The organism is Kaistia sp. 32K (genome assembly GCF_016629525.1).
Lineage (GTDB): Bacteria > Pseudomonadota > Alphaproteobacteria > Rhizobiales > Kaistiaceae > Kaistia.
This window is the reverse complement of sequence record NZ_AP024269.1, coordinates 2060191-2074409: the sequence shown is the minus strand read 5'-3', so window position 1 is coordinate 2074409 and position 14219 is coordinate 2060191. Positions and strand designations below refer to the sequence as shown.

Sequence of the window (14219 nt, the reverse complement as noted above, 5' to 3'; positions counted from 1 at the left end):
CCTCCTTCAGGCTGGGATCCTGGCGCGCTCGAGCGCACCGAACAGGGCGAGATAGTTGCGAGCCACGACATCGATCGTCGGCGGCGCCTTGGCGTTCTCGGAAAGCCGCACCCAGAGATCGGGATCGGCGGCCGCCTGCCGCATGGCGCGAGCCAGGTCGATGGGATCGTCGGGAGCGACGGTCAGGCCATTGAAGCCGTGCTCGACCATCTCGGCCATGCCGCCGATGCCGCTGACGATCACCGGACGACCCTGCTGCTGCGCCTCCTGGATGACCAGCGGGGCGTTCTCCCACCAGATCGACGGCACGACGACCCAGTCAACGGCCGCCATCAGGTGCGGAACATCCTCGCGCCGATAGGCGCCGCGCCGGACGACATGCGAAGTGGTGCGGGCGAACCGCTCGTCGAGTTCCGTCTTGAAGGCCTCGGCCTGAAACGGCGTGCCGCCATGGACCCGCAACTCGAAATCGACCCCGGCTCCGATCAGCCGCTCGGCCGCGTCGAGCAGCACCGTGCCGCCCTTCCAGGGATTGAGATTGCCGAAATAGCCGAAGACGTTGCGCGCCCCGTCCGTACCGCGAGACCGCGCAACCGGTCGGCCATCGCCGGGCTGGCCGTTGGCGATGACGTCGATGTGATCGGCATCGAGGCCCCAGGCGACGAAGCGATCCCTGAGGAAGGCGCTCGGCGAGACGAAACGATCGACGGCCGAGAGCAGCGTCTTCAGATAGCGCTCCCGCAACAGGAATTGGTCGGCGCCGACCTCCGGGAAACAGCCGTGGCAGCGATCCGGCGAGGCGCCATGGCAGCGCTCGCGCCCGCTGGTGCGCATCATCAGGCCGTCATGCGCGCAGATGAGGTAGTAGTCGTGCAGCGTCATGACGATGCGCGCTTCCGGCAGGACCCGCCGGACGAGCGCCGGGAACTCCGCGCCGATCAGGAGCAGATGGTGGATGTGCACGACGTCCGGCCGGAACTCCGTCAGCAGCGCCTCCAGATCGGGAATGACGCCGTAGAGATCGACCTGGCTCATGAAGAAGCGGTCGAAATGGCCGGCCCAGAGCAGGATCTCGTCCTGGCCATTGCCGATGCCCTGAAAGCTGGTACCGGGCTTTTCGTCCCGATGTATGCGGTTGGTCGCGCCCAGGAACAGGGCTTCGGCCCCGGCGCGCTGATAGGCGCGAAACAGGTCATGGGCGAAGATTTCGGTGCCGCCCGGATGCAGGTCAGGGTGATTGTGGGCGACGACGAGGATGCGCTCCGCCATGCTCAGCCCTTCTTCTCGGCGACGAGAATGTCCTGATAGTGCGCCGCCGGCTGGCCACGCCAGTGGCCGAGGCTCTTCAGGCAGAGCGACAGACCGAAGCGCTGGATGACGCGTTCGAAGAAGCCGTCATCGAAGCCGACCGCGCCGAGCGGCGCCGTGCGATCGACCAGCCAGGCTGGCCCCTCGCCCTCGCGCTTGAACTGCAGGCGCGGATCGCGCTGCGGCAGGGCGCTCTTAGCCGTCTCGTCGAGCACGAAGGCGGTGATGAACAGCCGTCCGCCCGGAGCGAGCAGCCGCTGCGCCTCGCGGACATAGGCGGCGATCTCGCGCGGCGGAAGATGCGTCGCGACGGAGACCATGAAGATGAAGTCGAAGCTCTCGGGCTCGAAGGAAAGCTTCAGCGCCTCGCCCTTGATCGTGCCCTTCGGATTGTAGATGTGATGGGCGACGTCGATCCTGTCGAAACGGAAATTGTCATAGACCGGCGAGATCCGCTCGCGGCACCAGGCGATGCCCTCGGCCACCGGATCGACGCCCCAATAGGCGGCGGCCGGCGAGAGATACTGCGTCAACGGCACGGCGAGCCGGCCGATGCCGCTGCCGATATCCAGCACGCGGTCGTCCGGCAGGATTCCGCCGAAGCGCACGAGGTGCCCCAGGAACTCGACCCCGATGGCGCGGAAGTCGCCATCGCCGACAAAGATGCTGTCGGCGGTCGGTTCAGGCAGGAACCGGTTGGCCAGCAGGGTCTCCTGTAGCCAGGCCAGCCGGGCCTCGTCAAAATCCGGTCGGGCCGCGACTACGTCGGAGACGGGCTTCAAAGCAACGACTGCCGTCATGCCGCGCTCCTGCGCGAGCCCGCGGGCGTGGAGGAACCAGGCTCCGGCCGCTCGAAGCTTTCCTGCATCAGCGAGCCGATGACGCCGTCCCAGCGCTGGCTGTGCAGCCAGGAATTGTAGCGGGAGGCGATGCCGCGCATGTAATCGCCGTTGCGCCGCATCGAGCGCCGCTCCAGATGATAGAGAGCGACCCCGGGCTCATAGGCGATCGCCTGCCCCGTCGCGCGGATCTTCAGGCAGATGTCGCTGTCTTCGTAGTCGCCGATGACATAGTCCTCCGTGAAGCCGCCGACGTCCTGGAACGTGTCCCGCATCATGACGAGGCAGGCGCCGGTGACGGCGGGCACCGGGCGCGCCGCATTGGCGGGCGCATGGCCGCCGGGCATGCCCTTGTAGAAGTGGTGGTTCAGCCACGTGCCGCGTGCGTCGCGCTGGAAATAGAGCCCGGCATGCTGCAGCGAGCCGTCCTCAAACAGCAACTTCGGGCCGATCGCGCCGACCTTGCCGGGGCCGCCGAGACGATCGGAGAGCCGCGACAGCCAGTCGTGTCCGGTCGGAATGACGTCGGAATTCAGCAGATTGACGATCAGCCCGCGCGCCAGCTCCACGCCGGCGTTGTTGGCGCGCGCATAGCCGCCATTGCCGCTCATGACCGCCAGCGTCATCGGCATCTGGTAGAGCCGGTAGAGCCCGCCGAGCAGATGGCTGACATCGTCCGCCTGCTCGGGCGAATCGAGCACGAAGATGATCTCGGCCTGATCGCGCAGGCCCGGGTCCGTCGCAAAGGCCGCGATCTGGAAACGCAGGAAATCGAGCACGCGGTATAGCGGCACGATGATCGAGAACATCGGCTCCGCGAGCCGAGGACCGAAGTGCTCCGTCCTCGCCACCGAAACGGACGCGACCACGCGGCGCTGGATTTCGGCCAGAGCCGGCCCGAGCGTCTCGGAGAGCACGGTTCCCGTCGCATGCTGCAGGGGGACCGCGCGCAGGGCGCCGGCCCGCATCGTCGCCGCGTCGATGGGTTGCGGCCTCGGGATCAGGCTGATCTCGCCGCCGGATTTCAGGCGCAGGCGAAAGCGCGGCTGCAGGATCGGTCCCGCCGGCTTGTCGTGCGGCAGATAGGCGATGAAGCCCGTCGCGTCGTCGCGGGTGGTGCCTTCGGCTGAGCCGACCCGCCCCGGAAACAGATGCCAGTCGGCCTCGATCGGCCGCGTCGCGCCAGCGGCGACGTGATCGACGCCGGCAATCAGACCCTGCGGATCGCGGAACCAGCCGCCGACCAGAAGGCCACCGTCGAGCGACAGGGCGAGATCCACTTCCGCGCCCGGCTGGAAGGCTGCGAGTTCGGTGGCCTTGGCCGGCACGGCGGCGCGGGCCTGCATGTCGATGACCGCAAGCCGCGCCTCTTCCGAGCGGACCGAGAGCGTGCGCACCAGGAATTCCGTGAGCGCGCTGTCGTTGCGACGCGCGCCCCACCAGCGCAGCAGGCTGAGCGGCGCCTTGGTGGCCTGACCGAGAGTCCGGATGGCAATGCCGTGCTCGCCGATCAGCACCAGCGTGCCGGCCCCGAGCATCGCCGCGTCGCCGTCGGCGAGCAGCACCATGGCGCGACGGCCATGGCTGTCGGCCTTGCGGGCATGAGCTTCCACCGTCAGCCGGCGCACGCCGTGCGCGGTGACCACGTGGGCGGAGCTCACAGTGCCGAGATCCGCGGTCGTCGCGAATTCGACGATGGCGGTGTCGCGGGTCGGCCGGCAGGCGACGACAGCGCGGGCATCGCCCGGCTGGAGTTCGCTCGCCAGCAATTGGATGGCTTCGGCATAGGTGGCCGAGCGGGAAAGTCGGAAGGCGCCGCACCAGGAGGTCAGCAGCGCCGTCAGCAAGGAGATGCGAGCGCGACCGTCCAGATCCTCGACAAGCGCCGCGACATCGGCACCGATGAAGGGATCGGCGGGGTCTACTTCAATGCGCTCGGAGGGGCCGAGGGTTCCGGCCGAAACGACAAGCCGCATCGACGTCCGCGGCCGCATGATCCAGATGATGCGGGTGCCACCATCGACCCGCGTGAGCCGCAGGCTCGCCAGCGGCGCGATGGCCTCGCCATCCTGCCGCGTGCAACGCGGCGGCACCGAGCAGGGCCCGGGAATATCCCAGACGACCGCCGAAACATCCGAGGCCAGCTTGAGACTGCGGATGGACTCCGCGTGACCACCAGCGGGCGATAGCGGGACGATTTCCAGCATGCCGGGCACCTCGATATCGCGAACTCAAGGAGAGACTGGTGCGGCGCCCGGTGGGAGGGACCGGGCGCCGCAGGCCATCAGCTGACGGGGGATCAGCCGATAACGAAATAGCCGTGCGGGTTGGCGTGGACGTCGTTGGCATTGACGTTCACGAGCGTAATCGAGTCGCCATGGCCAAGATCGATCACGGTATTGTTGCCGACCTGCGTCGCGCGGGCAGCAAGATCTTCTGCCGACGAGATGTGCGTATCGTTGATGTTCTTCTGGATCTGAAGAATGTCTTCGCCGGCATGGAAGTCCATGACGACGTCGTTGCCGCCACCACCGGTGAAGACAAAGATGTCGTTGCCGGCGCCGCCGATCAGGATGTCATTGCCGGCACCGCCAACGAGGATATCGTTGCCCGCGCCGCCATTCAGGATATCAGCGCCAGCGCCGCCGTAGAGGACATCGTTGCCGGCACCGCCGAGAAGGATGTCGTTGCCGTCGCCGCCGTCGAGGATGTCGTCACCAGCACCGCCATCGAGGATGTCGTTGCCGGCACCGCCGTACAGCTGGTCATTGCCATCGCCGCCAAACAGCTGGTCGTCGCCGTTGCCGCCGAAAAGCGTGTCGTCGCCTATGCCGCCGAACAGCAGGTCATTGCCGTCGTCGCCGAAAAGCGTGTCGTTACCCGCACCACCGAAAATCGTGTCATCGCCATCGCCGCCGAAGACTGTGTCGGCGCCACCATGGGCGAAGATGATATCGCTGAAGCGAGTGCCGAATAGGACGTCGTCATACGCCCCACCTTCTAGAGTGGCCATTGAGGTCTCCTATGTCAGTCGCTTGCGCCGCCCAGATCGAAGTATCTCCGCGGCCGCCCTGCCCTCCGCCACCCGGCTGGTTTCGGAAAAAGCATGACGCACTGCACTATAAGCGAACATCAGAGACAAGCAACGCCTTTATCAATGATTCTACTCTTTAGATCTTGGCGAAGCCAGTACATTTGCTAGACTAATCGGTCTAATTGCAGAATTACTGGTTTATCTATGCGATTAAATTGCCAGGAAATTCGAAATATTCTTCGAACGAAATTGCTGCATTGCAACAAGCGCCGCGCAATCACTCTTCGTGGAAGGCGGCGTTGAAGCTGTCGGTAATCGGCGAGAGCAGGTAGTCGATCGCGAGGCGCGGCTTGTTGATGATCAGCACGTCCGCGGGCATGCCCGGGTAGAGCTTCACATCCCGGGCGGCGGCGAGCGCCTCCGGCAGCACCTCGGCCCGCGTCACGAAATAGGCAACGTTGGTGCGCTCGTCGATGACGTGATCGGCCGCCACATAGGTCAGCCTGCCCTCCAGCGGAGCATGGCTGCGCTGATTATAAGCCGTCAGACGGACCCGCACGGGCGAGCCGACGCGGACGCTGTCGATGTCGGTGGGGCTGACATGCGCCTCGATGACCATCGGCTCGTCCTCTGGCACGATGTCCATCAGCGGCGCACCGGCGGAGATCGCGCCACCGACGGTGCGGACCTGGATGTTGACGATGACGCCCGCCTGCGGCGAGCGCACCTCGAGCCGCTGAAGCACGTCGCGCGCCGCGACGATGCGCTCATCGACCTCGGCGAGCTCGCCCTGCGCCGTCGCGATGTCGCCGGACACCTGCTGCATCCAGTCCTGCGTCAGCGCGAGCAGTTCGAGATTGGCGCCCGCCTTGGCCTGTTCGGCCTTGGCCTTGTTGGCCGCCTGCTCGCCGGCATTGCCGATCAGTTCGCTGAGGCGCGAATCGATCTCCAGCAATTGGGAGCGCCTGGCGAAGCCCTTCTTGACCAGACCGTCGATCGCGCTTCGCTGTTCCTCGAGAATCTCCTGCTGCCGTCGGTTCGACTCGCTCTGTGCGGCCAGAGCCGCCGCCTCCGCGTCATGTTGCTCGACGGACTTTCTCTGCACGTCCAGGCGGCCGCTCTTGGCCACCGTGCGCGATTCGAAGAACTTCTGCTCGGCCGCCACGGCGTCGCGAGCCGCCTGTTCGGTCGACGCCAGCAGCTCGGACGGAAACTCGACCGAATTCGCCTCGGCCTGCTCGCTGCGCAGACGCGCCAGCTTCGCCGTCAGGGCGAAGCGCCGCCCGGTGAGCTGCTGCAGCTCGGACCTGGCGCGCGTATCGTCCAGCAGGATCAGCGGCTGGCCGGCCTTCACGGAGTCGCCCTCCTTCACCAGGAGACGCTTCAGGATGCCGCCCTCGAAATGGCTGACGGTCTTGCGCTTGCTGTCGACGACGACGGAGCCGCTCGCCACCGCCGCGCTGTCGAGATTCGCCGAATAGGCCCAGCCGATGAATCCGCCGAAGCCGATCGTGACCGCCAGGAAACCGGCGATGATGGGCGTGCGAAGGCTCGGCTCGCGATCGAGGATCTCGTTGCGGCTGCCGCGCAAGGCGGTCGCATAGACGATCGCGGGAACGGCATCGCGCCGGGCCCGCTCGATCTCGGCCGGGGTCTGTCGGGTCAGGTTCTTCAACGTCGATCTCCGCCTTGGGCTATCGCCGGCGACGGGTTGGGAGCCTGTCGCTTGGGGTTCATCGGCGATACGATGTCGGTGCGCGGACCGAACTGGGACACTCGGCCGTTTTCCAGCACGAGCAGTTTGTCGGCGACCTCCATGATCGCCGGTCGATGGGCGATCATGACGACGATGGCGCCATCGGCCTTCGCGGCACGAATGGCGCGGATCAGCGCCGCTTCGCCGGTTGCATCGAGATTGGCATTCGGCTCGTCGAGCACGATCAGCCGGGGATGGCCGTAGAGGCAGCGCGCGAGCGCCACCCGCTGGCGTTGGCCACCGGAGAGCGTCAGTCGCGCGTCGCCGACCGGCGTGTCGTAGCCGAGCGGCAGCCTGCCGATCATTTCATGCACGTCGGCGATGCGGGCCGCCTCGATCACGGCACGCGGATCGCCTGCATCCATTCGGGCGATGTTGTCGCGAATCGTGCCGTCGAGCAGCGAGACCGATTGCGGCAGGTAGCCGACGAGTTGGCCGAACGATTCCCGCTCCCAGAGATAGACGCTGTTGCCGTCGAGATAGACGCCGCCGGCCGTCGGCTTGACGATGCCGACGAGGAGCCGCGCCAGCGTCGACTTGCCGGCCGCCGACGGGCCGATGACGCCGAGCACTTCGCCCGGCGAAAGGCTGAACGAAACGCCCTTGATAATCGGAACGTCCTGCCCGGCCGCGGCGTAGATCAGCTTGTCGACGACGAGATCGCCATTGCAGACGGTGGTCGGCATCGTCTGCCGATCGGCACCCTCGGTCGCAATCAGCTCCCGCACGCGCTTCCACGCGCCGCTCGCCATCACCCACTGCCGGCCGTTCTCGACGACGCTGTCGAAGGGCATCAAAAGGCGCCCCATCACGATCGTCGAGGCGATCATCGCGCCGCTCGATATCTCCTGCCGGATCGCCAGGATACAACCAAGCGCCAGCACGAAGAGCTGCATGCCGTAGCGGATGGTCCTCGTGACGGTGGCGATGACCTTGCCGCGGCGGTTTGCGGTTTCGAGCAGTTCGAGGGCGCTGAGCTGGGCCAGGCGCCAGCGCGCGGAGAGAGCGGGGAGCATGCCCATGCTCTCGATCACCTCGGCATGGCGGACCTGACCGGCGACGTTACCGATCGCCTCGACATTGGCCTTGTTGGCTTCCGTCAGGAGGCTCCGCGTAGAGATGTCGAGGGCGATGTTCGATATGACGAGAATGAGGATGGAGACGACGCCGACGATGCCGAAGCCCGGATGCAGCAGGAACAGCACGACCAGGAAGATCGGGCTCCAGGCCGCCTCCAGCGGAGCGCTGACGGCGTGGCCGGTCAGGAAGCTCCGAAGCTCGGCCAAATCGCGCAACGATTGCGCCGCCTTGCTCGTCCCTTCGCGCGCCGAAGCGCGGATGGAGGCCGCCAGCACCGGCCCGTTGAGCTTACGCACAAGCCGGCCGCCCATCACCTGGAAAGCTTGAGAGCGGATAAATTCGAGAAGACCGTAGAGAATGAGCGCGCCACCTGCCAGTATCGACAACATGGCTAGGGTATCCATGCTCCGGCTGTTCAGCACACGATCGTGCACCTGAAGCATATAGAGCGGTACAGTGAGTTGCAGGACGTTGATGAATGCACTCAGGATTGCAGCATAACCGAGGCCGGCCATGAAGGAACGACGCGCCTCGATGACGATCGCCTCAGGAACGGCTACGTCCCCTGGCGCCTTCGCATCTGCAACATGCGAGGATGTTGCTTCAATTTTCGGCATAATATTGGATTGCCTTGAAATTGTCACTTCATAACTCTATCGTCCAGCATCAAGGGTGTCCAGAAGATACATTTAATCCAATTTTCGGACTATCTGATAGAATGTTTGCTTGGAATACGTCTATCGGCTGAAGCATTGTCGAATAGACGAATCGATACACAACAATGCTTCGAAACTTGAATTAAAATTAGCGATACGGGGCCAGATAATGACGCGAGAACTTCTGCAAGCGGCGGTAGAAGTCGAAGAGTCGGATAACAACGTTGGATCGAGTAGCAATCTCGCATCTGCGAGCGTGATCACGGTTGTAACCGAACATGATGGCGGGCATGTAACGCATTTCGAGCTTGCCCGGACGATCGAACGCGTCAACCGGCGCTTCACCGATCTGCTCCGGATCGAGATGGGCAAACTGGGCGTCGGCGACATCGGACCGGCCCAGGTCATGGTGCTGTTCACCATCGGCAATGGCGAATTGTCGGTGCGGGACCTGCTCGACAAGGGCCACTATCTGGGCTCGAACGTCTCCTACTACCTGAAGCAGCTCGTCGATCTCGGCTATATCGACCGCGTCGCCTCGCAGCGCGACCGCCGGTCGGCCCGGATCAGCCTTTCCCAGAAGGGACACGATCTCTGCCAGGCCCTGCGGACCGCGGACGACACCTATCATCGCCTGCTCGTTCGGGACGAGGACGAGTCGCGCGAGCTCGACAACGCCTATCGTCTGCTTCAGAAGCTGGAGTTGGTCTGGACCAATGCGACGCGCTACGGCGCGTAGCCGGATGGCCGCCCCGCCGCCGCCAGGAACAGGGGCCTCTGCATGAAGATACTCTTCATTCACAGACGCGGCGTCGGCCAGTTCGAACATCTGGCCGCCAACCTCGCCTCTGCCGGCAATGAGGTCACCCTCATCACGGAAAGCGTCGATCGGCGCTTGCCGGGTGTCCGCATTGTCCGCCACCGGGCCGAGCCTCCGGCCACGCTGGCCGCGATCCGGACCAGCCCCCTGGCGACGACCGAGCATCACGTCCGCATCGGATTGCGCGTCGCCGAGACCCTCGATGCGCTCGTCCGCGCCGAGGGGCCGCCCGACATGGTCGTCGGCCATATCGGCTGGGGCAGCATGATGTTCGTGAAGGACGTCGTGCCGCGCGCGCCGGCGCTCGGCTATTGCGAATTCTTCTACCGCGCCGAGGGCGCCGATGTCGGTTTCGACCCGGAAGACGTCATCGACCTGGACGTGCGCCAGCGCCTGCGGCTGCGAAACGCGGCCCAGCTCGTGACGCTCGACGCCATCGATGCCGGCATCAGCCCGACCGGCTGGCAGCGCAGCCGCTATCCCGAGAACTATGCCCGGCGCATCGCCGTTTGCCATGACGGGATCGACGTCCACCGTTTCCGGCCCGACAATCGCCATGGGCTGACCCTTCCCGACGGACGCGTCATCAAGCCCGGTGATCCCGTGGTGACCTTCGCGGCGCGGGATTTGGAGCCCTACCGGGGCTTCCCGCAGGCGGCCAAGGCGGCCGAGCGGGTTCTCGCCCGCCACAAGGACGCGATCTTCGTCTTCGTCGGCGGCGACTCGAACAGCTATGGTGCATCGCGGCGCGACGGAAAATCCTGGAAGGACGCCGTCCTCGAAGAAACGCCGCTCGATCCCGCGCGTGTATTCTTTCCCGGCCAGGTTCCGCATGAGACTTTGACGCGGCTGTTCCAGATTTCAGCCGCGCATATCTATCTCACCTACCCGTTTGTGCTTTCGTGGTCCGTCCTGGAGGCGATGTCCTGCGGGGCACTGGTGATCGGATCCGAGACGGCGCCGGTGCAGGAAGTCATCCGCCATGGCCAGAACGGCCTGCTGGTGCCGTTCTTCGAGCCGGAAGCGATTGCCGAGACGGTCCTCGACGTCCTGGCCCGGCCGCAAGCCTTCGCCGACATGCGACGGCAGGCGCGCCAGACGATCATCGAGCGCTATGCGCTCGACCGATGCCTGTCGCGCCAGCGTTCGATCATGGCTCAGATGTTCGGCGCCTCGATGCGCTCGGTGGCGGCCGCCGGCTGAGGCTGGACGGCTTCCACCGGCTCGACAACGCAGGATTTGAGCGTGCCGGTATAGAGGATGCCGAGCAGCGGCATCACGGGCTCCGCGGCCGGGTCGTACGCCGCGTGCGCGACATTGTCCTTCGGGACATGGCGGTTCGTTCGCGGAACGCCCTGCGCAACCTGGATCGAGATGGCGAGCTTCGCCGGTTCCTGCAACAGCGCGGGACCGGGATACAGGAATTCGCAGCTCAGCATCGAGAACAGGAACTTGAAGGCGCCGTCGCGGACGCCGCCCTTCAACGTGGCTGCCTCAATCGTCTCGCCGGGCATGGAGATTTCCAGCGGGCCGACTTCCGGGGCGCACACATAGGAAAGGGCCAGCGGCCTCCCCTTCTCGAACTCGAGCTTCAGCCGGAACCGGCTGAGATCGGCGGTCGTCGCGCCAAAGCGGCGATTGCGGTAGTCGCGGGCCGGCAGGCCGCGGCTCTCGATCAGCGTCTTCGCATCGATGACGCCGGCGCCGGCGAAATGCTGCGGATCGATCGGCAGCGGCAAGGCGCGCGCGCGGACAGGCGCCGCGAGGATCCGCTCCAGATCGTCCGCGACGATATCCGCGACGATGGAGGTTGCGATCGGCCGGGCATAATGGCCCTGGTCCGAATAGAAGGCGGGGTCGGTGATCACCTCGCGGCCGAAGCGGCGCATCAGGTGGCGCGAGACGTTGATGACCGAGGTCTCGTACCAGTCGGAAATGTAATGCATGCCGGCGTCGATCGACGGCACCGCGCTGACATAGGTGCCGCTGCGCGCGCCGAAGACGAGCGAGACGATCCGCAGATTGGGGTTCTGTTCCAGCGCATAGCGGATGATGCCCTCGTAGAAGCGGGCCCAGTGGCGGAACGGCCGCCGCTCGTCGCCATAGACGAAGGCATCGTTGAGCGCATATTCGATGATCAGGACATCGGCGTCGGCGAGCCCCGGATGGGCCTTGAGCTGGAACAGGCCGAAACCGGATGTCGTGCCGCCGACCGAAAGATCGGCAACGACGTCCAGCGCCATGCCGCGACGCGCCATATTGGCGAGGAGGCTCGGCCAGTAGCCGGGCTGCATGACCGTGTTCGAGCCGCCGATAACGATAGTCCGGAGCGCCATGCGCGCTATCCTCCCTGGATGTTTTGTTTGTGGTCAGGACCTCATGGAGCCACCGGACGAACGGCGGCCCGGCCGGCCGCAGAAAGGCCGCCGCAGCGCCAGACGCTGTACGGGGTTCCACTGTCCCAATCGAAATAGTAGGCGGCGCCGACCTTCCCCGCCTCGATATCGGCATCAATGATGGAGCGGACCTGATCCACCTGCGCGGCGCGCGTGTCGTCGTCGATGGGACAGCGCGGCGAAGTATTGGCGACGCCCCATTCGGTGATCCAGCACGGCTTGCCGGCGGCGGCGGTGCCGCAGAAGGAGAGCGCCTCGCGCACGAGACCGTCGCGGCTCTCGGTCGAACCGGTGCTGCCCGGGTAGACATGGATGCCGTAGGCGTCGACCCATTGGTCGAGCCCCTGCGCTTGCATGCGGGAAGTCCATTCGGGCGCCGGGACGATCTCGAGGCCGACGCGGCGCGAGAACGGCACCGGCATGTCGGAGAGACCTGCCGAGATCAGCTTGGCGTCGCGGTTGAACTTCGTCTTCTGCAATTCCTCGCGGGTCACGCGAACGATCTCGACATAGCGCGCCAGGCCGTCGGCGACCTTGGCCGGATCGCTCTTGGCGTCGGCGCCGACCGCCAGATCGCCATTGTAGCCGGCCCAGTTGATCTCGTTGCCGGGCTCCACGCCGACCAACTTCACACCGGCCTTGTCGAGCTTGGCCAGCGTGTCGCGGATCACCTTGCGATAGCGCTCGGGGTCGAGATCGGAGAGGCGGTAGACGTCGAAGCTCCGACCCTTGGCAGAGCGGCGCTTGGTTCCGTCGGGATAGAAGGCGCGGTTGTTGAGCGAGATCTCGAGCAGGACGCGCAGGCCCGCCGCGTTTGCCATGCGCACCGCGTCGATGCTCTGCCCGATCGGCGCGCTCAGCGAAAGCCGTACCGAGGCGACGCCGCTGCGCTTCATGGCGTCGATGATGGTCTTGCGCTCGGCCGGCTGCTTCCAACCGAGATTGACCCGGTTGAAGCCGATCTCGGCCGCCTCTGCCTGCGCGCCGCAGAGAATGCCGAGCCACAGCATCGTCCCGGCCAGGGCCGGGACGATGCGCGTCGAACGATAGGGCTTACGCGGCCTCATGGGTCCGCGTGGCCTGGCCCGTGGCAGCCGGAGCCGCCTTGGCGATCGAGGCCTGCTTGATGCCGATGTCGTTCAGCGCCGTGCGGAAGTTGGTCTCGCAGGCGTCGTAGCGATCGATCGAAGCCTGCGCGTCGATCGTCGACAGGAACTCCTTCAGATACGCCTTCTTCTGCGTCTCGCGGTTCCAGATCTGGGCCTCGAGATGCGGGAAGCCGATGAATTCCAGCATTTCGCGCATACGGTCGTCGACGGCGATCATCAGCGAGGGCACGCCCGCCTGCATGGTGATGATGCAGCCATGGAAGCGGCGACCGAAGGACAGATCGAGCTGCGACGCCCAGGTGCGCCAGCGATTGGTGTCGAAGAAGACGTGCAGCTCGTGCTTCCGCTGCCACTTCTCCTGGTGCTTGTATTCGAGCGGCGCGATGATCCGGCCCGACGGCGGGTCATAGGCGAGCGTCTGGTCGTCGCCGACGATGTCGACGTTGTAGACGGTGACCTCGTCCTGGATCACGTAGTGGGCGGTGCTGTCCGGCTTCAGCAGCACATGCGCGTCGACGAGCGTATCGGCGACGCTGCCGAGATAGCCACCGAAGGCGATCTTCTGCGCTTCGACCAGCTCGGGATTGGCGATCTTCGCCAGCGCCTGCCGCATGCCGTTCGGATTGAAGTAGAGCGACGGGCAGCCGGTCGGCCGCACGAACTTCATCCCCTGCTCCTTCAGGAACTCGGAGGTGAAGTAGCCGCGCGTCAGGAAGTAGCTCTCCTTGTCGCGCAGCACGTCGAGGAACTTCTGCGTGCCGGCCGGCAGGTCGTCGCGGAGGTTCGCCTTCTTCTGGATGCCGATGCCCATGACGACGACCGGCAGCTTCAGCTTCTCGAAGACCTGCGCCTCGAGATCGGCGGAGAGGCCCGGCCGCAGCAGGTTGGCCGAGGCGAAGACGCAGATGTCAAACGTGCGCGCGAGCTCGTCATAGACGTCGTCCGACGTCAGGCTGTTGGCGAGATGCCAGAACGGCACATAGGTGACGTCGTGGCCCTGCAGGGCGTGGCCGGCGCCCTCGCCGATCAGGTAATTGCCCGTATTGGCGATCTTCTTGACCTGATCGATGACGTTCTTCTTGGTCAGGATGTCGTCGAAATAGGGCCGGTGACGGACCGTCGCGCCGGAGACGCCGGAGACGGTGCGCTGGAGATAGGAAGGGATGCCGGTCAGCAAGATGCGCATGACGCTCGTCCTCTGGATGCTTGGTGCCTAGTCTG

11 protein-coding genes are annotated in these 14219 nt (G+C 65.4%); 2 read left to right on the top strand and 9 right to left on the bottom strand.

The window, feature by feature from the left end; translation table 11 throughout:
- Positions 1–6: 6 nt before the first annotated feature.
- The 6 genes from K32_RS09340 to K32_RS09315 form a co-directional block, all read right to left on the bottom strand.
- Positions 7–1269, bottom strand: a complete 1263-nt coding sequence (locus tag K32_RS09340; RefSeq protein ID WP_201403747.1) for a glycosyltransferase family 4 protein — start codon at positions 1267–1269, stop codon at positions 7–9.
- A 2-nt stretch (positions 1270–1271) separates the two neighbouring features.
- Positions 1272–2108, bottom strand: coding sequence for a class I SAM-dependent methyltransferase (locus K32_RS09335; protein ID WP_201403746.1), 837 nt, complete (start codon positions 2106–2108; stop codon positions 1272–1274).
- Positions 2105–4354 carry a glycosyltransferase gene (locus K32_RS09330; RefSeq protein ID WP_201403745.1) on the bottom strand — a complete coding sequence of 750 codons (2250 nt, stop codon included), beginning with the start codon at positions 4352–4354 and terminating at the stop codon, positions 2105–2107. The genes K32_RS09335 and K32_RS09330 overlap by 4 nt, the downstream gene beginning before the upstream one ends.
- 92 nt (positions 4355–4446) lie before the next feature.
- Positions 4447–5160 (bottom strand): calcium-binding protein, encoded by a 714-nt coding sequence (locus K32_RS09325; protein WP_201403744.1) that lies wholly within the window; start codon positions 5158–5160, stop codon positions 4447–4449.
- 298 nt (positions 5161–5458) lie between these two features.
- Positions 5459–6856 (bottom strand): HlyD family type I secretion periplasmic adaptor subunit, encoded by a 1398-nt coding sequence (locus K32_RS09320; protein ID WP_201403743.1) that lies wholly within the window; start codon positions 6854–6856, stop codon positions 5459–5461.
- Positions 6853–8532 (bottom strand): type I secretion system permease/ATPase, encoded by a 1680-nt coding sequence (locus tag K32_RS09315; RefSeq protein ID WP_244669917.1) that lies wholly within the window; start codon positions 8530–8532, stop codon positions 6853–6855. Before K32_RS09315 ends, K32_RS09320 begins: the two co-directional genes overlap by 4 nt.
- A 397-nt stretch (positions 8533–8929) precedes the next feature.
- Here K32_RS09315 and K32_RS09310 point away from each other — a divergent pair, with 397 nt between their 5' ends.
- Positions 8930–9412, top strand: a complete 483-nt coding sequence (locus K32_RS09310; RefSeq protein ID WP_244669916.1) for a MarR family transcriptional regulator — start codon at positions 8930–8932, stop codon at positions 9410–9412.
- A gap of 42 nt (positions 9413–9454) precedes the next feature.
- Positions 9455–10696 carry a glycosyltransferase family 4 protein gene (locus tag K32_RS09305; RefSeq protein WP_201403741.1) on the top strand — a complete coding sequence of 414 codons (1242 nt, stop codon included), beginning with the start codon at positions 9455–9457 and terminating at the stop codon, positions 10694–10696.
- Here the strand turns inward: K32_RS09305 and K32_RS09300 are convergent.
- The 3 genes from K32_RS09300 to K32_RS09290 are packed head-to-tail and all read right to left on the bottom strand — an operon-like array spanning position 10651 to position 14184.
- Positions 10651–11829 carry an SGNH/GDSL hydrolase family protein gene (locus K32_RS09300; RefSeq protein WP_201403740.1) on the bottom strand — a complete coding sequence of 393 codons (1179 nt, stop codon included), beginning with the start codon at positions 11827–11829 and terminating at the stop codon, positions 10651–10653. The two genes, K32_RS09305 and K32_RS09300, sit on opposite strands and share 46 nt — an antisense overlap.
- A gap of 41 nt (positions 11830–11870) precedes the next feature.
- A complete protein-coding gene (locus K32_RS09295; protein ID WP_244669915.1) occupies positions 11871–12956 on the bottom strand; it encodes a glycoside hydrolase family protein in 1086 nt (361 codons plus the stop codon).
- The gene (locus tag K32_RS09290) at positions 12943–14184 is read right to left on the bottom strand and encodes a polysaccharide pyruvyl transferase family protein (protein WP_201403739.1); all 1242 of its coding nucleotides are present in this window, start codon (positions 14182–14184) and stop codon (positions 12943–12945) included. Before K32_RS09290 ends, K32_RS09295 begins: the two co-directional genes overlap by 14 nt.
- Positions 14185–14219: the final 35 nt, after the last annotated feature.

Excerpts from the sequence above, each read along its gene's own strand:
- K32_RS09340 (WP_201403747.1), bottom strand. The coding sequence starts at position 1,269 with ATGGCGGAGCGCATCCTCGTCGTCGCCCACAATCACCCTGACCTGCAT.
- K32_RS09335 (WP_201403746.1), bottom strand. The coding sequence starts at position 2,108 with ATGACGGCAGTCGTTGCTTTGAAGCCCGTCTCCGACGTAGTCGCGGCC.
- K32_RS09330 (WP_201403745.1), bottom strand. The coding sequence starts at position 4,354 with ATGCTGGAAATCGTCCCGCTATCGCCCGCTGGTGGTCACGCGGAGTCC.
- K32_RS09325 (WP_201403744.1), bottom strand. The coding sequence starts at position 5,160 with ATGGCCACTCTAGAAGGTGGGGCGTATGACGACGTCCTATTCGGCACT.
- K32_RS09315 (WP_244669917.1), bottom strand. The coding sequence starts at position 8,532 with ATGGCCGGCCTCGGTTATGCTGCAATCCTGAGTGCATTCATCAACGTC.
- K32_RS09305 (WP_201403741.1), top strand. The coding sequence starts at position 9,455 with ATGAAGATACTCTTCATTCACAGACGCGGCGTCGGCCAGTTCGAACAT.
- K32_RS09300 (WP_201403740.1), bottom strand. The coding sequence starts at position 11,829 with ATGGCGCTCCGGACTATCGTTATCGGCGGCTCGAACACGGTCATGCAG.
- K32_RS09295 (WP_244669915.1), bottom strand. The coding sequence starts at position 12,956 with ATGAGGCCGCGTAAGCCCTATCGTTCGACGCGCATCGTCCCGGCCCTG.
- K32_RS09290 (WP_201403739.1), bottom strand. The coding sequence starts at position 14,184 with ATGCGCATCTTGCTGACCGGCATCCCTTCCTATCTCCAGCGCACCGTC.